This window comes from Neptunitalea lumnitzerae, assembly GCF_027924185.1.
Taxonomy (GTDB): domain Bacteria; phylum Bacteroidota; class Bacteroidia; order Flavobacteriales; family Flavobacteriaceae; genus Neptunitalea; species Neptunitalea lumnitzerae.
In genome coordinates this window covers 647,660-671,913 of sequence record NZ_BRVO01000002.1, presented here as the reverse complement: position 1 = coordinate 671,913, position 24,254 = coordinate 647,660, and the positions used below count along the sequence as shown (strand labels likewise).

22 protein-coding genes are annotated in these 24,254 nt (G+C 32.0%); 14 read left to right on the top strand and 8 right to left on the bottom strand.

Annotated features, from left to right (window positions below):
* Nucleotides 1-2 precede the first annotated feature (2 nt).
* The 6 genes from hisA (at nucleotide 3) to corA (ending at nucleotide 5,106) form a co-directional block, all read left to right on the top strand.
* On the top strand, nucleotides 3-731 hold the full coding sequence (gene hisA / locus Y10_RS10185; RefSeq protein WP_281765278.1) for a 1-(5-phosphoribosyl)-5-[(5-phosphoribosylamino)methylideneamino]imidazole-4-carboxamide isomerase: 729 nt from the start codon (nucleotides 3-5) through the stop codon (nucleotides 729-731).
* Between the two features lie 12 nt (nucleotides 732-743).
* The gene (gene hisF / locus Y10_RS10180; RefSeq protein ID WP_281765277.1) at nucleotides 744-1,499 is read left to right on the top strand and encodes an imidazole glycerol phosphate synthase subunit HisF; all 756 of its coding nucleotides are present in this window, start codon (nucleotides 744-746) and stop codon (nucleotides 1,497-1,499) included.
* Between the two features lie 10 nt (nucleotides 1,500-1,509).
* Nucleotides 1,510-2,667, top strand: coding sequence for an esterase (locus tag Y10_RS10175; protein WP_281765276.1), 1,158 nt, complete (start codon nucleotides 1,510-1,512; stop codon nucleotides 2,665-2,667).
* Nucleotides 2,668-2,688: 21 nt separating this feature from the next.
* Nucleotides 2,689-3,288, top strand: a complete 600-nt coding sequence (gene hisIE, locus Y10_RS10170) for a bifunctional phosphoribosyl-AMP cyclohydrolase/phosphoribosyl-ATP diphosphatase HisIE (RefSeq protein WP_281765275.1) — start codon at nucleotides 2,689-2,691, stop codon at nucleotides 3,286-3,288.
* A 3-nt stretch (nucleotides 3,289-3,291) separates the two neighbouring features.
* Nucleotides 3,292-3,933 carry a thiamine diphosphokinase gene (locus tag Y10_RS10165; protein ID WP_281765274.1) on the top strand — a complete coding sequence of 214 codons (642 nt, stop codon included), beginning with the start codon at nucleotides 3,292-3,294 and terminating at the stop codon, nucleotides 3,931-3,933.
* A 96-nt stretch (nucleotides 3,934-4,029) separates the two neighbouring features.
* Nucleotides 4,030-5,106: a magnesium/cobalt transporter CorA gene (corA, locus tag Y10_RS10160; RefSeq protein ID WP_281765273.1), complete on the top strand. Its 1,077-nt coding sequence runs from the start codon at nucleotides 4,030-4,032 to the stop codon at nucleotides 5,104-5,106.
* A gap of 43 nt (nucleotides 5,107-5,149) precedes the next feature.
* Here corA and cysM read toward each other — a convergent pair whose 3' ends face one another.
* Together cysM and epsC are read right to left on the bottom strand one after the other, a co-directional pair.
* On the bottom strand, nucleotides 5,150-6,037 hold the full coding sequence (cysM, locus tag Y10_RS10155; RefSeq protein ID WP_281765272.1) for a cysteine synthase CysM: 888 nt from the start codon (nucleotides 6,035-6,037) through the stop codon (nucleotides 5,150-5,152).
* The gene (epsC, locus tag Y10_RS10150) at nucleotides 6,034-6,813 is read right to left on the bottom strand and encodes a serine O-acetyltransferase EpsC (RefSeq protein WP_281765271.1); all 780 of its coding nucleotides are present in this window, start codon (nucleotides 6,811-6,813) and stop codon (nucleotides 6,034-6,036) included. The genes cysM and epsC overlap by 4 nt, the downstream gene beginning before the upstream one ends.
* An 89-nt stretch (nucleotides 6,814-6,902) precedes the next feature.
* Here epsC and Y10_RS10145 point away from each other — a divergent pair, with 89 nt between their 5' ends.
* Nucleotides 6,903-7,583 (top strand): DUF2461 domain-containing protein, encoded by a 681-nt coding sequence (locus Y10_RS10145; protein ID WP_281765270.1) that lies wholly within the window; start codon nucleotides 6,903-6,905, stop codon nucleotides 7,581-7,583.
* Nucleotides 7,584-7,592: 9 nt separating this feature from the next.
* Here the strand turns inward: Y10_RS10145 and Y10_RS10140 are convergent, their stop codons facing one another.
* Nucleotides 7,593-8,000 (bottom strand): glyoxalase, encoded by a 408-nt coding sequence (locus Y10_RS10140; protein ID WP_281765269.1) that lies wholly within the window; start codon nucleotides 7,998-8,000, stop codon nucleotides 7,593-7,595.
* Nucleotides 8,001-8,145: 145 nt separating this feature from the next.
* Between Y10_RS10140 and Y10_RS10135 the strand changes: the two genes are divergently transcribed.
* Entirely contained in the window at nucleotides 8,146-9,498 is a 1,353-nt protein-coding gene (locus tag Y10_RS10135; protein WP_281765268.1) for an NAD-dependent succinate-semialdehyde dehydrogenase, read from the top strand.
* Between the two features lie 97 nt (nucleotides 9,499-9,595).
* On the opposite strand, the gene Y10_RS10130 is transcribed toward Y10_RS10135, so the two are convergent.
* The gene (locus Y10_RS10130) at nucleotides 9,596-10,186 is read right to left on the bottom strand and encodes a hypothetical protein (protein ID WP_281765267.1); all 591 of its coding nucleotides are present in this window, start codon (nucleotides 10,184-10,186) and stop codon (nucleotides 9,596-9,598) included.
* A gap of 209 nt (nucleotides 10,187-10,395) precedes the next feature.
* Here Y10_RS10130 and Y10_RS10125 point away from each other — a divergent pair, with 209 nt between their 5' ends.
* The gene (locus Y10_RS10125) at nucleotides 10,396-11,268 is read left to right on the top strand and encodes an AraC family transcriptional regulator (RefSeq protein ID WP_281765701.1); all 873 of its coding nucleotides are present in this window, start codon (nucleotides 10,396-10,398) and stop codon (nucleotides 11,266-11,268) included.
* A gap of 54 nt (nucleotides 11,269-11,322) precedes the next feature.
* Here the strand turns inward: Y10_RS10125 and xylA are convergent, their stop codons facing one another.
* Both xylA and Y10_RS10115 read right to left on the bottom strand, forming a co-directional pair.
* Nucleotides 11,323-12,642 (bottom strand): xylose isomerase, encoded by a 1,320-nt coding sequence (gene xylA / locus Y10_RS10120; RefSeq protein ID WP_281765266.1) that lies wholly within the window; start codon nucleotides 12,640-12,642, stop codon nucleotides 11,323-11,325.
* 2 nt (nucleotides 12,643-12,644) lie between these two features.
* Nucleotides 12,645-14,138 (bottom strand): xylulokinase, encoded by a 1,494-nt coding sequence (locus Y10_RS10115; protein ID WP_281765265.1) that lies wholly within the window; start codon nucleotides 14,136-14,138, stop codon nucleotides 12,645-12,647.
* Between the two features lie 327 nt (nucleotides 14,139-14,465).
* On the opposite strand from Y10_RS10115, the gene Y10_RS10110 reads away from it, so the two are divergent.
* The 5 genes from Y10_RS10110 (at nucleotide 14,466) to Y10_RS10090 (ending at nucleotide 22,060) form a co-directional block, all read left to right on the top strand.
* Complete coding sequence (locus tag Y10_RS10110) at nucleotides 14,466-14,978, top strand: RNA polymerase sigma factor (RefSeq protein ID WP_281765264.1); 513 nt, start codon at nucleotides 14,466-14,468, stop codon at nucleotides 14,976-14,978.
* Between the two features lie 100 nt (nucleotides 14,979-15,078).
* Nucleotides 15,079-15,963: a FecR family protein gene (locus Y10_RS10105; protein WP_281765263.1), complete on the top strand. Its 885-nt coding sequence runs from the start codon at nucleotides 15,079-15,081 to the stop codon at nucleotides 15,961-15,963.
* A 222-nt stretch (nucleotides 15,964-16,185) separates the two neighbouring features.
* Nucleotides 16,186-19,305, top strand: coding sequence for a TonB-dependent receptor domain-containing protein (locus Y10_RS10100; RefSeq protein ID WP_281765262.1), 3,120 nt, complete (start codon nucleotides 16,186-16,188; stop codon nucleotides 19,303-19,305).
* An 11-nt stretch (nucleotides 19,306-19,316) separates the two neighbouring features.
* The gene (locus Y10_RS10095; RefSeq protein ID WP_281765261.1) at nucleotides 19,317-20,723 is read left to right on the top strand and encodes a tetratricopeptide repeat protein; all 1,407 of its coding nucleotides are present in this window, start codon (nucleotides 19,317-19,319) and stop codon (nucleotides 20,721-20,723) included.
* Between the two features lie 11 nt (nucleotides 20,724-20,734).
* Nucleotides 20,735-22,060, top strand: coding sequence for an alkaline phosphatase family protein (locus tag Y10_RS10090; RefSeq protein WP_281765260.1), 1,326 nt, complete (start codon nucleotides 20,735-20,737; stop codon nucleotides 22,058-22,060).
* Nucleotides 22,061-22,210: 150 nt separating this feature from the next.
* Here Y10_RS10090 and Y10_RS10085 read toward each other — a convergent pair whose 3' ends face one another.
* Together Y10_RS10085 and Y10_RS10080 are read right to left on the bottom strand one after the other, a co-directional pair.
* Nucleotides 22,211-22,906 carry a CPBP family intramembrane glutamic endopeptidase gene (locus tag Y10_RS10085; RefSeq protein ID WP_281765259.1) on the bottom strand — a complete coding sequence of 232 codons (696 nt, stop codon included), beginning with the start codon at nucleotides 22,904-22,906 and terminating at the stop codon, nucleotides 22,211-22,213.
* Nucleotides 22,907-22,971: 65 nt separating this feature from the next.
* Complete coding sequence (locus Y10_RS10080) at nucleotides 22,972-23,988, bottom strand: LacI family DNA-binding transcriptional regulator (RefSeq protein ID WP_281765258.1); 1,017 nt, start codon at nucleotides 23,986-23,988, stop codon at nucleotides 22,972-22,974.
* Between the last annotated feature and the right edge of the window lie 266 nt (nucleotides 23,989-24,254).

Sequence of the window (24,254 nt, the reverse complement as noted above, 5' to 3'; positions counted from 1 at the left end):
ACATGAGAATTATACCTGCAATTGATATTATTGATGGAAAATGTGTAAGACTTTCTAAGGGAGATTACAATACTAAGAAGGTGTATAATGAAAACCCTTTAGAAGTTGCCAAGCAATTTGAAGCAGCTGGTATTAAGCACTTACATGTGGTAGATTTAGATGGAGCTAAGAGTAAGCATATTGTAAACTATAAAGTGCTAGAACAAATTGCCACCAAAACGAGTTTGCACATTGACTTTGGAGGTGGGTTAAAATCAGATGAAGATTTAAAAATAGCTTTTGAAAGTGGTGCTGAACAAATAACTGGAGGTAGTATTGCTGTAAGTGAACCTACTAAGTTTATGAGTTGGTTAGAAACATACGGAGCCAATAAAATTATTTTAGGAGCCGATGCAAAAGATAGAAAGATAGCCATTAATGGTTGGCAAGAAGATTCTGAAAGGGCTATTTTACCATTTATTAAAAGTTATTTAGAGCAAGGCGTATCTTATGTTATTTGCACAGATATAAGTAAAGACGGAATGTTACAAGGTCCTTCTTTTGATTTATATCAGGAGATATTAGAAAATTCTGAAGGTATTAAACTTATAGCTTCTGGAGGTATTTCAAAGTTTGAAGAGTTACCACAGTTAGCCTTGTTAGGTTGTGAAGGTACCATTATAGGAAAAGCTATTTACGAAGGTAATATCACCTTAAAGCAACTAGAGGATTTTATACTAGAAACCAACTGATAATTAAGTAGCATGTTAACAAAACGTATTATACCTTGTTTAGATATAAAAAATGGAAGAACCGTAAAAGGGATTAATTTTTTAGATCTGCAAGATGCAGGAGATCCTGTTGAATTAGCTGAATTTTATGCTCAAAATGGAGCAGATGAATTGGTGTTTCTTGATATTTCTGCAACTGAAGAAAGAAGAAAAACATTAGCTCAGTTGGTTGAACACGTTGCAGAACGTGTGAATATACCTTTTACAGTAGGTGGAGGGATATCTTCTGTAGCAGATGTAGATGTACTTTTACATAGCGGAGCCGATAAAGTATCTATTAATTCTTCTGCGGTTAAACGTCCGGAATTAATAAATGAATTATCAGCAAAGTTTGGTAGTCAATGTGTGGTAGTGGCTATAGATGCAAAACAAGTAGATGGACAATGGAAGGTTCATTTAGTAGGGGGAAAAGTACCTACAGAATTAGACCTATTTGAGTGGGCTAAAGAAGCAGAGGAAAGAGGAGCTGGTGAAATTTTATTTACTTCCATGAATAATGATGGTACTAAAAATGGTTTTGCAAATGATGCCTTAGCTAAATTATCTAAAGAGTTAACAATTCCTGTTATTGCATCGGGTGGAGCAGGTAATATGCAACATTTTTTAGATACCTTTACAGAAGGATTTGCAGATGCTGCCTTGGCAGCTAGTGTATTTCATTATAAAGAAATTGCAATATCAGATTTAAAAAAATATTTATCTGATAAAGGTGTTTTAATGAGAATTTAATTAATATACAATGAAACATATATGTAGTGCATTGCTATTTTTTGTAGTATGCAGTTTAACAGCTCAAGAGGCTATTTTTAGTGCAGCGGCAGTTAACTCACCAAAAGTAAATGCAGATAACACGGTAACTTTTTATTTGAAAAATAATACCGCTTCAAAAATTCAGTTAGTTGGAGATTGGCTACCAAAAACCGATAATGTAACTATTCCTGTAGATTTGGTTAAAACCAATGATTTGTGGAAATATACAACCAAAGCACTATCACCAGAATTACACACGTATAATTTTGTTATTGATGGAGTGAAAACTACCGACCCGGGGAACCCATTTGTAATTAGAGATGTATCTTCTTTAATGAATGTTTTTTTTATTAAAGGTGGAAATGCAGATTATTATGTGGTAAATGATGTACCCCATGGTACTATTACTAAACAATGGTATTATTCTGAGAGTTTAGATATGAACAGAAGACTTTCTGTATATACACCACCAGGGTATGAAAACTCTAAAAATGACTATCCGGTTTTATATTTATTACATGGAGCAGGAGGAGATGAAGAAGCTTGGTTGGCATTAGGGCGTGCTTCTCAAATATTAGATAACCTTATTGCAGAAGGAAAAGTGAAGCCTATGGTGGTAGTAATGCCTAATGGTAATGTAATTCAGCAAGCAGCTCCTGGAGAAGGTGTTAAAGGCTATTATACACCTCAGTTTATGATGCCTAAAACCATGGAGGGTACTTTTGAAGCTTCTTTTAAAGATATAATGGCTTTTATAGAGGCTAATTACCGTATTAAGAAAGGAAAGAAAAATACGGGTATCGCTGGGCTATCAATGGGTGGATATCATTCTCTTCACATTTCTAGATATTATGAGAATACTTTTGATTATGTAGGTTTATTTTCTCCTGCAACACTACCTACTAAAGATAAACATTCTGATGTGTATAATAATATAGAAGAAACATTAAAGACTCAGAAAGAAAATAAGTATCAATTATATTGGATTGGTATTGGTAAAGAAGATTTCTTATTTAAAAATGTGATTGATTTTAGGAATACTTTAGATAGTATTGGTATGACCTATGAATATCATGAAAGTGAAGGGGGACATGAATGGAAAAATTGGAGAGATTATTTAGTACTGTTTCTACCAAAATTATTTTAAATTATTTAGGAAAATATTACAATGAACATAGATTTTAATAAAAATAAAGACGGTTTAGTTCCTGCTATCATCCAAGATGCAATTACTAAAAATGTATTAATGTTGGGCTATATGAATGAAGAGGCCTATAATAAAACCGTACAAACAGAAAAAGTTACTTTTTATAGCAGAACTAAAGAGCGCTTGTGGACAAAGGGTGAAGAAAGTGGAAACTTTTTGAATTTAGTGGATATAAAAAATGATTGCGATAATGATACCTTACTAGTATCCGTAAATCCAGTAGGACCTACATGTCATACTGGTACAGCAACTTGTTGGGGAGAAGAAAATAAAACTAATTTTGGTTTTTTGAGTAATTTAGAAGCTGTTATTACCGATAGAAAATTAAATGCTGATAAAGAAAAAAGTTATGTAGCATCTTTATTTGAAAAAGGAATTAATAAAATTGCACAAAAAGTTGGTGAAGAAGCTGTTGAGGTAGTTATAGAAGCTAAAGATGCAAATGATGATTTATTTTTAAATGAAAGTGCCGATTTATTATTTCATTATTTAATATTGTTACAGGCAAAGAATTATACGTTAGATGATGTTGTAAAAGTTTTAAAAAATAGACATAAATAAAGAATGCAAACTATAACTGCTGAAAACCTTCATGAGAAGGATGTATTACTTTTTATAAACGGACTACCTCCTGAAATTTTACCAGATGTATCTTTATACAAGCGTATTTATTGTACTGATGGTGCTTATACTTATTTGGTAGAAAAAGGAATTCAGCCAGATGTAGTTTCAGGAGATTTTGATTCTTTAGATATTGATACAATAGCTAAAGGAACTTCTGTTGTGTACACTCCAGATCAAGATAAAACAGATTTTGAAAAAGCTATAGCACTTATAAAAAATGATGGTTTTAAAAGTGTAGCAGTTTATGGTTGTAGTGGATTAGAACAAGATCATTTTCTTGGGAATATTAATTCTATGGTTAAAAGTAAAGACGTAATTGAAATTTGTTGTTTTGACGACTATGGATTTTATTTTTTTGCTAAAAACACAACTATCATTTCTGGGTTTGTAAACCATATTATTTCGCTAGTGCCATTTGCGGAGGTTACTGGTATTATCTCTGAAGGAGTTAAGTATCCTTTGCATAAGGAAACTTTAACCCTTACAAATAGAATTGGGACTAGAAATACCATTGTAGAAGATACTGTAAAAATAGCTCATGAAACTGGTAATCTTTTACTTTTTGTTCAAAGAAAACATTGATAATGTAGAATAGTTGTTATAATCTTAGGTTTTTATTAAGTAGTAAAATGGAATAAACTTCTTATTTTTAAAATTATTCAAAAGTGTAGTAACATTATGGCTAAGAAAAGGATTAGATTAAAAAGACCCTCTAAAGCAAAAAAGAAAATAGGTTTAGCACCGGGAACGGTAACCTATATGGGAGATAAGGAAGATGTAAGTTTACATTTGGAGGTGATAGATTATAATAAAGACCGTTATAGCCTTGAGAATTATAGTGATGTTACTCAAACCTATGACATTGGTACCGAAGATTCTGTAACGTGGACCAACCTTACCGGAATAAATAATGTAGAAGATATTAAGAAACTTGGGCTACATTATAATATTCATCCGTTAATATTAGAAGATATTGTAGATCCACACCAACGGCCTAAAATTGATGAGTTTGAAGAATATGTTTTTGTGGTAGCCAAAATGCTTTATTATAAAAATGAAGAATTGGTGGTAGAGCATATTTCTATTATAATGGGAGAAAATTATGTACTTACTTTTCAAGAATCTGAACATGATGTTTTTGATGGATTAAGAAAACGATTAGAGGCCGGTAAGGGGAGAATAAGAACAGAAAAATCTGATTATTTACTGTTTTGTATATTAGATTCTATTATTGATAATTACTTCTTAATTATAGAATCGTTAAGCGAGAAGATAGAAGATATGGAGGATCAATTATTTCGAGATCCGGAGGAAACATCTTCTCAACAAATTCAAGATTTAAAAAGGGAAGCTCTACGTATTCGAAAGTCTATTTTTCCTTTACGTGAAGTACTTAATAGATTAGAAAAAGTAGATGCTAATTTCATTTATCCACAAACCAATAATTATTTTAAAGATTTATATGATAACATTGTTCAGGTAATTGAAACTATAGAATTGTATAGAGAGATGATATGGGGGCTTATAGACATGTATATGAGTACTATAAGTAACAAAATGAACAATGTAATGAAAGTGCTAACCATTATAGCAACCATCTTTATACCATTAACCTTTATAGCAGGTATATACGGAATGAACTTTGACAATATGCCAGAGTTACATTATAAATATGGTTACCATGTAGTTTGGGGTGTAATGTTGCTCATATTCATATTAATGATATATTACTTTAAACGAAAAAAATGGCTTTAAAAGCCATTTTTTTATATAATTTTTTAATTATTTCTGATGTTATTTAGTCAAATAAATCAGAAGATAAATATCTATCTCCGCGGTCACAAACAATAGAGACAATTGTACCGCTTTCTATAGTTTTACTAAGTTTAACTGCAGCTGCTGCTGCGCCACCACTACTCATACCAGCAAAAATTCCTTCTTCTATGGCCAATTTTTTGGTCATGGCTCTTGCTTCTTCTTCGGTTACATCAATAATCTGATCTACTTTACTAGGAGTAAAAATAGTTGGTAAATACTCCTTAGGCCATCTTCTAATGCCAGGTATTTTAGCACCTTCACCAGGTTGTACACCTACTATTTGTACATTACTATTTTTTTCTTTTAAGTAAGTTGAGGTTCCCATAATGGTACCTGTAGTACCCATAGAAGAAACAAAATGTGTAATAGTACCTTCTGTATCTCTCCAAATTTCTGGTCCGGTTGTTTTGTAATGTGCTAACCAGTTATCATCATTTCCAAATTGATTTAAAGAAATAAAGCCCTCTTCTTTTACCTTTTTTTCTGCATAATCTCTAGACCCTTCAATACCAACATCACTAGGGGTAAGGGTTACCTTTGCACCGTATGCACGCATGGTTTGTACACGTTCTTTGGTAGAGTTTTCTGGCATTACCAATTCAATGTCTAAACCAAATAGACTAGCAATCATAGCAAGTGCTATACCTGTATTACCACTAGTAGCTTCTATAAGTTTAGAGTTTTTATCTATAGTACCTCTTTCTAAAGCACTTTGAATCATATTATAAGCTGCTCTGTCTTTTACACTACCTCCAGGATTGTTACCTTCTAGCTTAAAGTATAAAGATATATTAGTATTACTGATAAGGTTTTGTGATTTCACTAATGGAGTATTTCCAATTAGGTCTAATAATGTGTTCTTTTTCATTTCAATTCTTTTACTTTTATTTCAGGAGAGTGGTATACAAGTGAGTTGGAAGGTATTGAGTTTGTAACCCAAACATTTCCTCCAATAATACTATTTTCTCCTATAACGGTATCTCCACCTAAAATGGTTGCATTTGCATATATAGTAACGTTACTCTCAACTGTGGGATGCCTTTTTTTATTTTTCAATTCTTTATCTACATAAAGGGCACCTAAAGTTACCCCTTGATAAATTTTCACGTTGTCTTTGATTACCGTAGTTTCACCAATAACTACACCTGTAGCATGGTCTATAAAAAATGATTTTCCAATTTGTGCTCCTGGATGAATATCTACCCCGGTAACTTTATGGGCAAATTCGGTCATTAATCTTGGAACCAATGGAAAACCAAGCTTATAAAGCTCATGACTAATTCTGTATACAGCAATAGCATAAAATCCTGGGTATGCCAAGTAAACTTCTTCTAAAGACTCAGCGGCCGGATCATTCATTTCAATGGAAGAAGCATCTTCATTTAAAGAAGCTAATAGTTGTGGTAATTTATAAACAAATTGGTCCCATATTTTGGTGCAATTTTTGGCTTCATCCCAACAAACAATTTCTGCAAGCGTAATAAACTCATCTAACAGTACATCTAAATGAGATTCTAAATCGGTAGAAACATCAAAAAGACATTTAAAAAGTGTATCTGTAAATTGTTCAACTCTTTTTTTTAAATCAAAATTTATGGCAGGTTGTAAATTTTTAATTTGTTCTATGAGCTCTTTTTTGTTCATTCTTTTAGTCATTGCAATTCATATCAAAAATATTAATTTAATATGTATCTTGGACCATATTTAAGAAAGTATTAAACTTCAATAAAGCTATGATTACAATTCCGAACGAGTTATTTGAATTTCTGGAAGAATTAAAAGAAAATAATAATAGAGAATGGTTTGCGGATAATAAAAAACGCTTCAAAGATTTAGAGAAAAAGGTAAAACTGTTTAACGAAGAAGTGTTAGCAAATCTAAAAACACATGACGAGGTAGACTCTTTAAAAATGTTTAGAATTTATAGAGATGTTCGTTTTTCTAAAAATAAAGCTCCTTATAAAATTAATTTGGGATGTTCTTTCCATAGAATAAAACCAAGATTAAGAGGCGGTTACTATGTACATTTAGAACCTAATAATTCATTTTTAGCGTGCGGATTTTGGGCTCCTGAAAAAGATGATTTGATGAGAATACGAAAAGAGTTAGAAATGGATGCCGAGGAGTTTAAAGAGGTTATAAATCTTGACGAAATCAAGAATGTTTGGGGGGCTATAGAAGGAGAAGAATTAAAAACTGCACCTAAAGGATTTGATAAAACACATGCTGATATAGCCTTAATTAGAAAGAAACAATATGTTTTTACCAAAAAGCTAACCAATAAAGAGGTTGTATCTAATAACTTTCTTCATTTAGTTTCAGACAGTTTTAAAGCCATTCGCCCATTTTTTGATTTAATGAGCGATATATTAACCACTGACTTAAACGGAGAAAGTATTTTATCTGATAGTTAATGTAGCTGTTTAAGCTACATTTTCGTTATCAAATAATTGTACTTGGTCTTTAATTCGTTCTATAACCATATTCATCATGCGTTTATTTAGGGCAGATGAATTTTCTATGTAAGTACAATATTCTTCCACGGTAAACTGACCTATAATCATGCCTTTCAAAGAGTTTCTGAATTTTATATCTCTTTGCAAAGCATTTTCTACATAGTTTAATTTTTTCGGAAGTGAAAGGGTGTAAAATAATCCTTTGTGTTTGTTTACATAGTTCCTGAAAGCTTCTACTAATAAATCGTTCTGAAGTTTAATAACCGGGCGTAATGTTTTGTTCTGAAATTTTTCATCACGGCTCATAAACTCGGTAATTTTAGCTGAGGGAATTTCAGGACGGATAGCAAGTAATTCTTTTGTACGTGTGTCCATAATTAGTAGTTTTCTTAAAGATACCTAATTAAATAACGCTTAAACAATAGTTTAGGTATAGTTTTCAACGTGTTTATAAACAAATAACATTATTTTAAGAAACGGGCTCTCTTTGAAATTTTAATTTTATATAAAAAATTAATGTATGATACAATCAATAAATCCATATAACGGGGAAGTTGTTTATGAGTTTAAAGAACTTACTGAAGAAGAAGTGAATGAAACTATAGACCATGTAAATAACACTTACTTAGAATGGAAAAAAACTTCGTTTGAAGAACGTAAGCAGCTTATGGAAAAGGCTGCAGAAGTATTAAAGTCTAATGCAAAAGAGTATGCAAAGGTGATGTCTCTAGAAATGGGAAAACCAATTACTCAGGCAATTGCAGAAGTTGAAAAATGTGCTTGGGTTTGTACTTATTATGCACATAACGCCGAAGACTTTTTGACTAAAGAATTTATTAAAACAGACGCTTTTAAAAGTTACGTTAGCTATGAGCCTTTGGGGGTTATATTGGCTGTAATGCCTTGGAATTATCCGTTTTGGCAAGTATTTAGATTTGCTGCACCTTCTTTAATGGCTGGTAATACAGCGGTTTTAAAACATGCCTCTAATGTGATGAAATGTGCTGAATTAATAGAAGACGTTTTTACAAAGGCAGGTTTTCCTAAAAATGTTTTTAAGAGCTTATATATTAAAAGTGATAAGGTAGAAAATGTTATTAAAAACCCTAAGGTAAAAGCAGTAACCTTAACGGGTAGTAAACCCGCAGGTAGTAAAGTGGCAAGTTTAGCTGCTTCTGAAATTAAAAAATCGGTTTTAGAATTAGGGGGTAACAATGCTTTTATAGTATTAAAAGATGCCGATATTGAAGAAGCTGTGAAAACAGCGGTTAATGCGAGGTATCAGAATACCGGACAAAGTTGTATAGCAGCAAAGAGATTATTATTGCATGAAGATATAGCTACAGATTTTTTAGCTAAGTATAAAGAAGCTGTTAGTGATAAAAAGTCTGGTGATCCCTTAGATGAAGATACCTATATTGGTGTTATGGCAAGAGAAGATTTAGCAGAGGAATTGGAAGGGCAGGTAAATAAATCTGTAGAAATGGGAGCCACTATTTTTTTAGGAGGTAAACGGAAAGGAGCGTATTATGAACCTACTATAGTTACCGATATAACTTTTGATATGCCTGTTTTTAAAGAAGAAACCTTTGGTCCTGTGATATCAGTGGTAACATTTAAAACTGTAGAAGAAGCTATTAAAATTTCTAATAATTCTGATTTTGGACTAGGGGTCTCAGTTTTCACAAAAGATTTTAAACAAATAGAAAAGTACTTACCAGAATTTGATGAAGGGGCTGTATTTATAAATGAAATGGTGAAATCAGATCCTAGGCTACCTTTTGGAGGAATCAAAATTTCAGGATATGGTAGAGAGCTAAGTCATCATGGTATAAAAGAGTTTGTAAATACAAAAACTGTATACCTTAAATAAGTGGGTGGTGGGTATAAAGTAAAAAAGGGATTCATAAGTGAATCCCTCTCTAACCAGTAATCAATTTAAACAAACAAATATTTAAGTCAGACTTTAATTAAAGCGCAATGTCTTTAGTAAAAGTCATGTCATCATATTTAATAACGAAAGTGTAGTTTGAAGAGAATGCTTTCTTTAAAGCAAATTGCTTAGAGAAATTTAACTCTCCTTCAAATTTTTGAGTGAAAAGTAAGTTATCGTTTACATCATAGATAGCTACTTGCACAGGAGATTTTTCTAAATTTAAAAGTTGTAACATAACTTTATCATCTTTAGAAAAAACAATTGGCTTGTAAATTTCACTAGCTACTTTATTCACTGTAGTGTTTTCTGCCAATGCAATTTTATAAGAAACAATTTTAGTTTCAGTTTCTACATTTAAAGAGTAAACCCCGTTTGGTAAATAGTTTAAATCATATTGTCTATTTAATTTACCATTTTTGGTAGCTACATTTTCAGAGTAAACTGGTACTCCGTTTTCATTTTTTAATACAACTCTAACATCGTCAGCATTCTCTAATCTGAAACTAACTGTTTTAGTTTGGTTTTTTACAACCGATAAAGAAATGTTTACTACTTCAGCAGCATAAGTTCCAAAACTTAACAACAACATTCCTATTACTAGACCGAATTTTAAAAACTTTTTCATAAGTATTTTTTAGTGTTTTAATTACAGTGCTAAAGTAGGCTGCATTTATTACATGAAAAAAGCGAAAATTTTCATATTTCTATGCTAAATTAACATTCGAGCTATACTTTTTTAGGTGATGGGGTAAAATGTTACCAGTTAAGGGTAATATTGCATATATTTGTAATATATAAGGTTTTCTATTAACATTTAATTTAGAGTGTATTATGATTAAAAATCTGAAACCTTCGTTTGAAGTTATACAACCTTCTTTTGGGAGTTCGTTTTCTTACAGTAGGTTTAAAGAAAACACGAACAATAAAACACACGTTTGGCACCATCATCCTGAAATAGAATTAGTTTATGTAAATGAGGGGAGTGGTAAAAGGCAAATAGGTAGTCATATATCTTATTTTACAGATGGAGATTTGATATTAATAGGTAGTAATTTACCCCACTGTGGCTTTACAGATAAAGATACAGGTAATAAAAATGAAACTGTAATACATATTAAACCTGATTTTTTAGGGACTGATTTTTTTAGCTTACCCGAAATGAAATCTATTTATACAATGCTAGATCAGGCATCAGGTGGAATTGTATTTTATGATGAAACAAAACAATTAATTGGAGAACAAATAGAAGCAATGCAGTTTATGTCTCCATTTGATAGGCTATTAAGTATGCTTAAGGTATTGCAAAACCTTTCTGTAAGTCAGAAGTTCAAAATATTAAATGCAAAAGGTTTTGCTATGGAAACCCAAATGCAGGATAATGAACGTATTAATATGGTGTTTAATTACGTGAAAGATAACTTTCAAGAGCAGATAGCTCTAGAAGAAGTGGCTATGTTAACAAGTATGACGGTGCCTTCGTTTTGCAGATACTTTAAAAAGGTAACCAATAAAACATTTACGCAATTTGTAAATGAGTATCGTTTGGTACATGCATCAAAGTTATTGGCAGAAAAACCTATGAGTATAGCGGAGGTTAGTTTTGAAAGTGGATTTAATAATTTTAGTCATTTTAATAAATCCTTTAAGTCTTTTACCGGTAAGAGTGCATCTCAATACCGACAAGAGATTAAAAAGGTCATAAATTAAAAAAGGAACCTATTTTATTTATAGGTTCCTTATATAATGCTTATAAAATGCTACCTAAATAGCATTTGCAATTATTTGCTCATATAGTTCTTGCTTTCCACTTAATGGTTGTGGTTCGCCTTTTGTATTGGCAATTTCAGCAAGGGTTTCCAAGGTAAGGTTACCTTTTTCAAATTCAGCACCTTTACCAGTATCAAAAGTTTTATATCTTTCTTGTCGTAACTCTTTATATTTTGTTTTTTCTAAAATAGCGTTAGCAGTAATAAGTCCTCTAGCAAAGGTATCCATACCTGCTATATGGGCTATAAACTTATCTTCTAAATCTGTTGAGTTTCTTCTAACCTTGGCATCAAAATTAATACCTCCGCCTTGTATACCACCCCCTTCTAGTATAATTAACATGGCTTGTGTTACCTCATAGATATCTATAGGAAACTGGTCTGTATCCCATCCGTTAAGATAATCACCTCTGTTAGCATCTATACTGCCTAACATGCCTGCATCTATAGCTACTTGAAGTTCGTGTTCAAAGGTGTGGCCTGCTAGTGTAGCATGGTTTACTTCTAAGTTTAGTTTAAAATCATTTTCTAAACCATATGTATGCATAAAACCTAAACACGTGGCAGCATCAAAATCATATTGATGTTTGGTAGGCTCCATTGGTTTTGGTTCAATAAGAAAAGTACCTTTAAAACCTTCCTTACGAGCGTAGTCTTTACAAATAGTTAAAAATTGAGCAAGATGGTCTTGTTCTCTTTTCATGTTAGTATTTAAAAGACTCATATATCCTTCGCGGCCTCCCCAGAATACATAGTTTTCTCCTCCTAGTGCTATGGTAGCATCTAAGGCAATTTTTGCTTGTGCACCTGCATAGGCAACAACATCAAAATTAGGGTTTGTTGCAGCACCATTCATATACCGAGGATTGGTAAATAGGTTAGAAGTACCCCATAACAATTTAATACCAGTATCTTCTTGCTTTTGTTTGGCATAATCAACCATAGTCTGAATCCTTTTCTCAAACTCAACTAGGGTAGGAGCCTCATCTACAATATCAACATCATGGAAACAATAATAAGGTACGCCTAATTTGCTCCCAAATTCAAAAGCAGCATCCATCTTGTCTTTAGCTCTATCAATTACATCATCTTTAGCATCCCAAGCAAAAGTTTCAGTAGCTGCACCAAAAGGATCTCCACCTTTATTGTTAAATGTGTGCCAGTATGCCATGGCAAAACGCAAATGTTCTTTTAAAGTTTTGCCCGCAATTATTTTATTTTCATCGTACCATTTAAAAGCTAATGGATTATCACTTTCTCTACCTTCAAATTTTATAGGGTCTATTTTATTAAAAAATGTCTTTGTATTACTCATAATCAAATATCTGTATTAATATAAGTTTTCCAATGTTGATATATTTCGGTGTATTCGTCGGTTAATTTAGTAGTAGGGTTAATGGTTTTTAAAAGTTCTAAGTTGGTAAAGGCTTCTTCTAAAGATGAATAATAACCACTACCAAAAGCTGCACCTCTTGCTGCTCCTTCTGCGCCTGAGGTATTATAAATTTCTAAAGAGGTATTAGTGGTATTCACAAAGATTTCTCTAAATACGGGGCTTAAAAATAAATTAGCATTTCCAGCTTTAACTACTGAGCCAGATACACCCACTTCTTTCATCACATCAAAGCCGTAGTTCATTCCAAAAACAATTCCTTCGCACGCGGCTCTTACCAATTCTTCGGCACCGTGCATATTAAAGTTTAAAAATTGTATTCCAGAAGTAACTTCTTTATTATTAAAAATTCTTTCTACACCATTCCCAAATGGGTAAAAGCGCAGGCCTTTACTTCCTGCTATGGTATTACTAGCTAATTGGTTTAGTCTGTTATATGATATTTTTTCGGTTTTCCCCGTAGACAATATTTTTCTAAGCCATTGATATAATATACCTGAACCATTAATACACACCATTACACCATTTCTTTTGAGTTCTGGTGTATTATTAATATGTAAAAAAGTGTTTATTCTGTTTTCTTTGTCAAAAGTATTTTGGTTGCTAACTGCATATATAACGGCAGAAGTACCAGCTGTAGTGGCAATTTCCCCTGGGTTTAATGTGTTTAGAGATAAAGCATTGTTAGGTTGGTCTCCCCCTCGATAGGAAATTATAACATTCTTACTAAGTCCTAAGTCTTCTGCAATTTTAGGAAGTATTTTGGCTTGCTCTCCAAAATTTGGTACAATCTCAGGAACGATTTCCGTAGGTAATTCCATAGCGTCTAAAACTTCTGTAGCAAGGCGTTGTTCTTTAAAGTTCCATAGCGTAGCTTCTGAAAGTCCTGAAGTAGCTATTTGAGCAATACCAGTAAGTTTAGCGGCTATAAAGTCTCCTGGAAGCATCATATACTTAGCTTTTTTTAAGGTATGTGGCTCATTTTCTTTAACCCATTTTAATTTAGATGCCGTAAAATTTCCTGGGCTTCCCAGCAGCATTTCGTTACAATTAGTTTTTCCTATTTTATGGTAAGTAGCATCACCGTATTTAACTGCTCTACTGTCACACCAAATAATTGCTGGTCTAACAGGGTGCATATCATTATCAGTTAATACTAAGCCATGCATTTGGTAGGCTATACCTATTGCTTCTATCTTTTTTAAATCAATGTTGTATGCTGTTTTAAGACGTTTAATTGCGTCCTTAGTGTATTGCCACCAATCATTAGGGTTTTGTTCGGCAAAACCATGTTGCGGAGCATCAATTTTCATTTCAGACTCAGGCATGGTAACCGAGCCCATGATATGCTGTTTTTCGGCGTTAAATACAGAAATTTTAACAGAAGAGCTGCCTAAATCAATACCTAAAAAGTACATAACTATTATGATTAATTTTGCTTATAGTTTATTTGACTACAAGATAGTTTTTTTTTCGAAATAATTAATCTTTTTAGTGTCTAATTTATGTAATGAATGCAATTCAATGGTATTAAGCTGATCCTGATAGGATGTTATTCTTAATGTTTTAGATAGATTATTTAAAGATTTTGAAAAGCATGATTAGAGTAGGGGTGAGCGATAATTCTGAAGTATGTTAATTAAAACGAAATAGTTACAATTTCTTTAAAGTTTCATAAAATATGGCACATACTTATAGTGGATTTGCAACATTACTTTTGCTTTCAGAAGAACCAACTCTAGTTTATGTCTTTACTGTTTGATTTTAAGAACGGAAACAAAAAAGCACTTGAACGTATTTATAATAAATATCACAAAAGGCTTTTTCATCTTGCCTATACTTTTACCTCTAATGAAGAAGAAGCTAAGGATTTGGTGCACGATATTATATTAAAATTTTATCTTGGACGGAACAAACTTTCAGAAGATGTGACTATTGAGGCTCAGTTAATTAGGATAGCTAAATTTTATATTTTAGATTATCTAAAGAGTAAAAGAAATATCACATCAGATATGGTAGATACTCTTGTAGAAGCTGAGTCTACAGGTGATATTGATAAAGTTAAAGAACAAAAAGTATATCTCCTTAAAGCTGTAGAGCAATTACCCTTAGAATGTAAAGAAATCTTTAAGTTGCACAAGTTTGAGGGACTTAGTCACAAAGAAATTTCAGAATTTAAAGGGGTGGCTGTTAAAACGGTTGAAAATCAGGTTTCTAAAGCACTTAAAATTCTAAAATCGGTACTCTCAAGTCAATAATAGCATCTTTTTTTAGATTAATTAAAAGTAAACAAAATGTAATGCAGTAGGGGTTTCAATTTTGTAAATCGAATTATAGTTGTACGCTTTTAAAATTGAAATGAAGAGAATTGACCCTAAAATTTCTGATAATACAAAACAGAAATTAGAAAATAGAATATATGAGATTTGGAATCAGGATATCAATTTTGATGATTATCAAGATTCTGATACGCACAAGTCTTTATGGAGAAAAATAGTTAGGTCTATATATAAACATGAAGCTTTAGTCTTTACCAAAGTCGCAGCCGTATTAATTATTTTAATAACATCGTCTGTATTATTATACAATCAATTTACGGTAATAGAAGAGTACTATGTTTTTAATAATGAGAGTACACCTAAAACAGTTGCTTTAAATGATGGCTCTGAAGTTATTTTAAACAGAAACTCATCTTTGTATTACACTGATAAAAAAGATAGAGAAGTAACACTTAAAGGAGAAGCTTTTTTTAAAATAGTAAAGGACAGTATACATCCTTTTAAAGTAAAAACAGATTCATTAAATGTTATGGTGTACGGAACACAGTTTAATGTGTATGCATATCAGTATACTAATGAAATAAATGTTTCATTGTTTTCAGGGAAAGTTGCTATTCAAATGGAAAATGGGATTGAGGAGTATATTGTCCCAAATGAGGAGTTTGTATATAATTTTCAGAACGCTCAACACACAAAAAAACCTTTTAATCATGAAGCAACTGCAACATGGAGAAATTCCAAAATTGTATGTGAAAATGAGAGTTTAGAGGAATTGTTACAAAAACTAGAGAATTACTACAATGTTTCTTTCTCCTATAATTCATCGGATTTAAAAGATCAAGTTATCACAGGTGTTTTTGACATAGATAAAGATTTGAGTAGAATATTTAAAGTTATAGAATTTTCACAAAATATAAAGTTTAATTCAATTCAAGCCAATGAGTATAAAGTAACAGTAGAATAATTACAAAAAAGAAAGAGAGATAATCCGGCCCGATTATCCCCCCTAGAATTTATTAAGTAATAATAAAAAACAAATAAACGATTATTTATGTAATACTACAACCCAATTTGTAGGTAAAATTTTTCCTGCACTATTTAAAACATAGAATTCTTAAACTAAATGTTATAAAAACGGCCCTTTTTATAGCATTGCATACCAAACACTTTAACACAAGTAATAATAATGAAGAATAAGATAACCTTGTTAAAAAAGGGATCGATATATACCCTTATAGCATGTCTTTTTATAAATATATCTTTTGCATCAGAAGGATATTTAAAACAACAAGAATTAAAATCTATATTAACTATTTTACAAGGTAAGTATAGAGATGTTGATTTTGTGTATAACCCAAAAACATTTGATGGAATTATAGTATCTAACTTCGAATTTAAAGAAGGAGAAAAACTAGAATCTAATTTAAAGAACTTAGAAAAAGTAGCTCCTATATCTTATATGATTGATGGTAACACTGTTGCCTTAAGAAAAAAGAACACAACAACCTTTCAACAATCAAGCATTCAAGGATTTATTTATGATGAAGTTCATGTTCCTATTTGGGGTGCTACCATTGTGGTTCGAGGAAGCAGTAATGGAGTAGTAACTGATGAGAGTGGAGGATTTACAATTACGCCAGAGACCTATCCTACAACTTTACAAGTTTCGTTTTTAGGTTATAAATCAAAAGAGATAACCATTAGTGAACCTACAGAAATGTTAGAAATTACCTTAGATCCTAATATGGAGAGTTTAAATGAGGTAGTAGTAACAGGACAGGGAGCAGATGTACGAAAAAAACGATTACCAACTAAAGTAACATCTATTAAAGGAGAAGATTTAGAAAAAATATCTGCACAACGTATAGACCAACAATTAGCAGCACAATTACCCAACGCTCAAATTAATTTTACAGGCGGGCAAGCAGGGGCAACTTCTATTATACGTGCAAGAGGTGTTAACTCTGCTATGTTAAGTTCTACACCTATTATTTATTTAGATGGAGTGCGTTTAGATAATTTGAATACGCAAGCACAATTGGGAGGTTCTGCTTCAGGAGCTTCTATGAGTGCATTAGCAGATATTCCAATGGATAATATTGCTAAGATTGAATATATTAACGGGGGTGCAGCTACAACTTTATATGGTTCTGATGCAGCTAACGGCGTCATTCAAATTTTTACTAAAAAGGGCGGTAAAGCAGGTACACATCTTTCTGTTATAGCCGAAGGCGGCGTAGAAACTCCAACTACTGATTATTTACACTTTGACAGAACTAAAGATTTATTATTTAGAACGGGTGAGTATCAAAAATATACACTTAATTTAAATGGTAGTACTGACAATGATTTTGGATATAACTTTTCAGGGAGTTTTCAAAATAGTTCGGGTGTTCAAATACACGATCAGAATGCTAGTTTAAAGGCTAACATTGGTACAGGTTTTAAAGCTAAGCTAATAGATGGATTAAATTATGAAAGTTCTTTTAACTATGTATATAATAAGTATAAAAGAAACCGTAATGGTAATCAAGGTGGTTACACAGGTTTATGGTTTGCTGAAGACGGAGCGTCTAGTATAACTGGTCCAGGGTTTAATAATCGTTTAGATGAATTAACCGATGAAGAATTTGCTGAAATTAAGGCCTTTGTAGACAATGCTGAGCGCTTACAAGATAACCAGATTGTGGTAAATAGATTTACTACTTCTCAAGTCTTTAAATACCAACCAATAGACAATTTAGTATTTAGGTTTACCGGAGGATTGGATTTTAGAAATCAGGAACAAATTAATATACAAACAAACGAGTATTTATCAGCTACAAGAGGTCAGGATATTATAGATCAAGGAAGTATTCAAAATATTCAAAGAACTTACTTAGGGATTACTTTAGAACTTAATGGACAGTATACTTACAATACGGATGATTTTTCATTTATAACTACTTTAGGTGGTCAGTTTTTTAGAAATAGAGATCATCAGGTATTATATTCAGGAACTAACATTAGAGATGGAGCGTTGAGTATAAGTGATGCAGCAGTAAAAAGTGCAGACGAATACTTAGTTGAAGTTTTAAATTATGGTATCTATTTACAAGAGAATATAGGGTTTAAAGATAAATTATTCTTAGACTTAGGAGTTAGAGGTGATAGAAACCCTTCGTTTGGTGAAGATATAGGAACACAATACTATCCAAAAGCAGGTCTTTCTTATTTATTATCATCAGAACCTTGGTTTACATCAGAATTGGTGAACTCACTACGTTTAAGAGGTAGTTATGGTTTAGCAGGAAATTTACCGCCAGCATGGGCACAAGACAGAACCATTGATTTTACTGGATACTTAGGAGATCAAGCTGCCTTTTTTGGTAATCTAGGAAACGATAATTTAAAACCAGAGAAGACTACAACAGTAGAAGGAGGTTTTGATGTTACTTTATTCAACAATAGATTTAACTTTTCTGCTGGTTATTACAGATCGTTAACAAAAGATGCATTATTTAATGTACCATTAGCACCGTCTTATGGTTATGATGGTAGTCAACTTTATAATATTGGAGAAATTGAGAATTATGGTTTTGAATTAAGTGCTCAAGTAATTGCAATTCAAACTCAAGACCTTACTTTAAGTTTTAATGCTTCATTTAACACCTTACATAACGAAGTTCTTGACTCTAATGGAGCTCCGGCTTTTAATATTAATGGTTTTAGCGCTAGAACATTACAAACAGTTGTTCAAGAAGGATATCCTATCGGTTTTATACGTGGTGGCTATGGTATTTTTGATGAGAATGGTGTTTTAGAATCTACAGTAGCACAATCTTATTTAGGTTCTACCATACCTAAAACCTTTGGTAATTTAGGGTTTAATTTAGATTATAAGAACTTTAATTTATTTGCAACAGGATCTTACCAAACAGGTGCTTACGGTGCTAACTGGGATGCACAGTTCCGTTATTATTATGGAGCGTCAGATGATTATATTCCTGCAGGAGAAATTGAAGCTAATGGTCGTAGTAACTGGTTGGCATTTACCAATAGATTTGTTGAAAAAACCGATTTCTTAAAAATTAGAACTATAGGTCTTTCTTATAATCTAAAATCTAAAAATAGTGGTTTCTATGATAATATGTTATTCTCTTTTACAGCAGTAAACCCATTTAATTTTGTTTCCTCTTCATTTGACCCTGAGGCTACTATTAGTGGTGCAGCTCAAGGACAAGGCGGGGCTAGTACAGGTGGTATTTCGTATGCTACGTATTCTATGCCAAGACAATTTTTATTAGGTGTTAAGATTAACTTATAAAAAACGTAAAAATGAAAAATAGACTTATATATATTATAGCCATAGTTTTAATGGCAGTTGCAACTTCTTGTGTAGAAAACCCTAATGTTACAGAAGATGTTTACATACAGAACCCTAATGCAGTTAAAAGTTGGGTTGTAGGTTTACAAAGACAACTTGCACTTACTACTAATACAGTGAATATTAATGTAGCCATTACTTCAGATAATTATTTTAATAATTACTCTCAGTACAGTAAGGTATTTGATATGTTACAGATAGATTATTTTGATACTGATGTAAATAATATTCAGGGAGATGTACAAGCGCTTAGAGAAATGGCTATTTATGGTATTGAAACTGTTTTTCCATCTGATGAAGATGGTACTAATGAAGATTTAGCCTTTATGTATTTCTGTTTAGGATACTCTAATATTTTAGGAGGAGAGTTATTTACAGGCTTACCAGCTACTACCTTAGGAGAAGTATTAGATTCTGAGCAAACTTTAATGCTTGCTATAGATCAATTAGATGAAGCGTTAAGTTATGAGAGCGATGCTCAATTAATGGCTACTTATCACTTATTAAAAGCAAGAGTTTATTATGATTTAGGAGACGCGTCTAATGCAATCATAGAAGCTAACCAAGCGTTAAGTGTTCCAGAACTATTATTTCAGGTAGAATTTGATGGAACCAATGCTTTGGCAAACGAGATGCAAAATGCAACTTTTGACGCATTGCCTAACCGTTTAGCGCCACTTCCTAGATTAGATTTTCTAGATCCTAAGTATTATTCTGTAGGTACTATTAGTACAGATCAAAAGTCAGTTACATTAGTAAAAGCTGAAGAGGCATATCTAATTTTAGCTGAAGCTGCTTTAGCTAATAATAATATAAGTAATGCTAAGAACTACTTATTAGATTTATTAAATCTTGTAAATGCGAGGTCTACAGCTTTTGTAGATGATAGTGGTGAAACTAGAAATGGTGGTGTTAGAACAGATTATCCATTAACAGCAGTACAAGTTAGATTTGATGCAATGAGTGAATTTAGAGATGGCTTTGTATTAGACAGACAAGCAGGTGATGTTGTTGTGCATACAATTTCTGGTACTAGTGTAAATGCTACAATGATAAATAATACTACAACCGTAGAAGAAGTATTGTACTTAACATATTTAATGAGACAAGAAATTTTTATGAGCGAAGGAAGAAGATTAACAGACTTAGGAATTAAATACCCTATATCACAAACTGAGCAGGATAATAACCCTAATGTTTCAGATGCTTTTACTACTGCTCAGATACCATCATACATTCCTGTTGATGACATAGATGATTTTACTGTTGATGCAAATGGAAATGTAACTATGAGTGTTGATATGAATAGAGTAATTATAGAAAACAGAGCCACTACCACTACGGTACCTTTCTTTTAATAAAATTAGATATGAATAAATTTTTTAAAGTAACATGTGCAGTTTTTCTGCTAAGTATTTTTGCAAGTGCCACTGCTCAAGAGGTTAAGCACGTTGTACTTATTAGTGTAGATGGGTTTAGATCTGATTTTTACAAAGAAGAAAAATGGCCCACAGCAAATATGAAAATGTTGGCAGAAAAAGGTGTTTCTGCAGAGCATGTACGAACCATTTTTCCATCGGTAACATATCCTTCTCATACCACGTTGTCTACAGGTGTATTTCCTGCAGAACACGGTGTATATTATAACACGTATGTTGGGGAAAATGGACAGCCAAAGGGATGGATTTATAATTTTGATCAGGTAAAAGCAAAAACCATTTGGCAGTATGCTAAAGAACAAGGATTAACAACAGCTTCGGTTTCATGGCCTGTAACAGTTAACAACCCTTATATCGATTATAATATTCCAGAAATTTGGTCTTTTGAAGATGGTTCTGATAGGAGAGGTGCTACTGCAGAATATGCTAATCCTAAAGGTTTATATGACGAGGTAACTAAAAATGTTACAGGAGCAATGGAGAAAGGTGCATTCAATTTATCTTCATACCGCATGGATGAAAACTTAGGGAGAATGGCAGCTTATATTTTAGAAAAGTATAAGCCTAACTTATTAACCATTCATCTACCAAATACAGATGGAGCTCAGCATAAATCAGGAAGAGAATCAGAAGAAGTACACAGAGCCATTTCTGGTGCAGACCATGCTATTAGTAATATTTATGATGCTTTACAAAGAGCAGGTATTTTAGATAATACAGCCATAATTATTACAGGAGATCATGGTTTTGTTACTACGCACACTTGTATTTCTCCTAACCTTTGGTTAAAGGCAAATAATTTATTTGATAAGGCATTTTTCTTTTCAACAGGTGGGTCTGCGTTTTTACATTTAAGAAATAAGAAAGACAAAACCACTTTAGCTAAAGTAAAAAGGATGTTAGATGAATTGCCTTATGCACAAAAACAAATGTTCAAGATTATTGATGAACAAACAATGCGTATTATGAAGAGTGATCCTACAGTAGACCTAGCAATATCGGCTATGGAAGGGTATTCTTTTGATAATGCTAATGAAGGGAATTTATTAAAAAGTAAAACAGGTGGTAAACATGGTTATTTTCCGGATTTTGAACATATCTATACAGGTTTTATAGGTTCTGGTGCCGGATTTAAAAAAGGTGTGACTATTCCTATGATTCACTTAGAGGATATTACCCCAATAATTGCAGAATTATTAAAGTTAGATATAAGAAATGTTGATGGAATAGCGCCCCCAGGCCTTTTCGAGAAATGATTCTTTCATTGTTGTAGTTTATTAAAAGCTGTCTTGTTTAAGACAGCTTTTTTCTGTTAGAGGTGATTACTATAAAAATGAATTATACTCTATTTAATGTTATAATCAGTCCAATCACTATTTATATTATTATAGACATTTTTTTAAAGATCAACTATTCATTTCACTTTCATCTTTCACAAAATAATAGACATAAATGATAACTAAAATAGGAACTAGAACTAAACCACTGATAAAATTTAATAATGAAGCCCAATCACTAAGTTCAGTTCCGCCTTTTAAGGTAAGCACTACTTCACCCAAAGGTCCTTTTGAAAAAATGGTATTATAAAAGAAATTCCATCCTAAATGTAGTCCGAAAGGCAGCATTATTGATTTTGTCTTTGAAAATGCCCAAGCCCAAGCATAGCCCATTAAACCAGTTCCTATAAAGACTAAAATCATAGCCAATAGATTACCTAAAACTCCGTATGAAAACCAATGATAAATACCGAAAGCTATGGCAGAAATTAGGATACTTTTTCTGGAGCCCATTTTTTGAATGAATATATAAAGCAATGCCCCTCTAAAAATAAGTTCCTCTGTCAATACTGATTTTACATCCCACCAAAATGACCGTAATATAATGTTACCGGTTATGTGCTCATTCAAATTCCAATTAGCAGATTTCAGGTAAGCTTCTAAATATTGGGTAAGTATGCACAGTATTCCTGTGATTAAAAAACCTATGAAGAATTGTATCAATCTTTTACCAAAGGGTAGCAACCCTAACACCAGAATTTGCTTTTTTTCAATTAGATACAAAAGTAACCAAGAGAGAGTAATTATTACTAAAATTCCTATCATTTATTAGGGTGGTTTTAAAGAGTATACAACTAGTAATGTTAGGAACAAGATACAACTTTTCGATTTTATCTCTTTTTAGAAGAAGCTCTTACCAGTAAGGTACCTTCAATAATTTCATTTTTATGGGTAATATCAGTGGTTTCTTTATTTGTTTGTTCTAAAAAAAATTTAGCAGCTTTTGTTCCCATTAGTTCCGGATTCTGAAATACGGTTGTTATAGGTATTTCAATGTATTTAGTAAAAATTTCATTACTAAAACCCACCAATGCTATTTCTTCAGGAACTTTAATATTATAATTCTTTATTTCTTGGTAGGCGCCTAGAATAGCATGGTCATTAGGCGAAAAAATAGCATCTAAAGAAATATTAGCATTGTACAACTCATTAAAAGCTCTTTTTCCTTCTTCAATAGAACTTTTGCATGATATAATTAAATCAGGATCTACTGGTATCTTATAATCTTTTAAAGCCTTTAGATATCCATCATAGCGATTTCTGTAAATCTCCAAATTCTGATTTCCTTTAAAGTGGGCTATACGCTTACACCCTTGTTCAATTAAATGTTCGGTAGCTTTATAAGCAGATTTAAAATCATTTAAAATAACAGAACTTACATTTTCTATATCGGCTTTTCTATCAAAAAAGATGAGAGGGATTCCAGCACTAGTTACCTTTTTAAAATGATCATAGTTGATAGTCTCCATTGTTACCGAAACAAAAATGCATTCTACTTGGTTGGTTAAAAGACTTTGAATATGTTTTATCTCATTAACTGTTTTTTCGTAAGTCTGGCATATTAGAATTATATAGCCCAATGGTGCAAGAATTTCTTCAATAACTTGAATTATAGCTGAAAATATGCTGTGGTTTATATAGGGTACAATAATTCCAACAGTATTATTTTTGCCGGTTTTTAATCTGGAAGCTGTTTTATTATGAAAATAGTTAAGTTGTTTAGCTACTTCAATAATTTTTTCTTTAGTTTTAGTTTTAACACTGGGGGAGTCATTAAGAGCTCTTGAAACTGTAGATGGACTTATATTAAGTATTTCTGAAATATCATAAATGGTTACCCTTTTCATTATTTTTCGTTTAAATAAAATGAAATTATCAAATAGTAAAATTTTGGGGGAGTAACTAGAATTAGTAGTACTAATTGAATACCTCTAAGGTATTTTGTAAATATAATTTCTGTATCCTGTACTGTTATGAAATAAATTAATTTTTACCCTAAAATACACTTACTGAATAGATTCTCTAATATTAGGTGTTAGTATTTTTACAAAAGCACGTAAGTACAGGATACAAGGTTTTCGTTGGTTATATAAATTAGTTGCTTGAATGAATA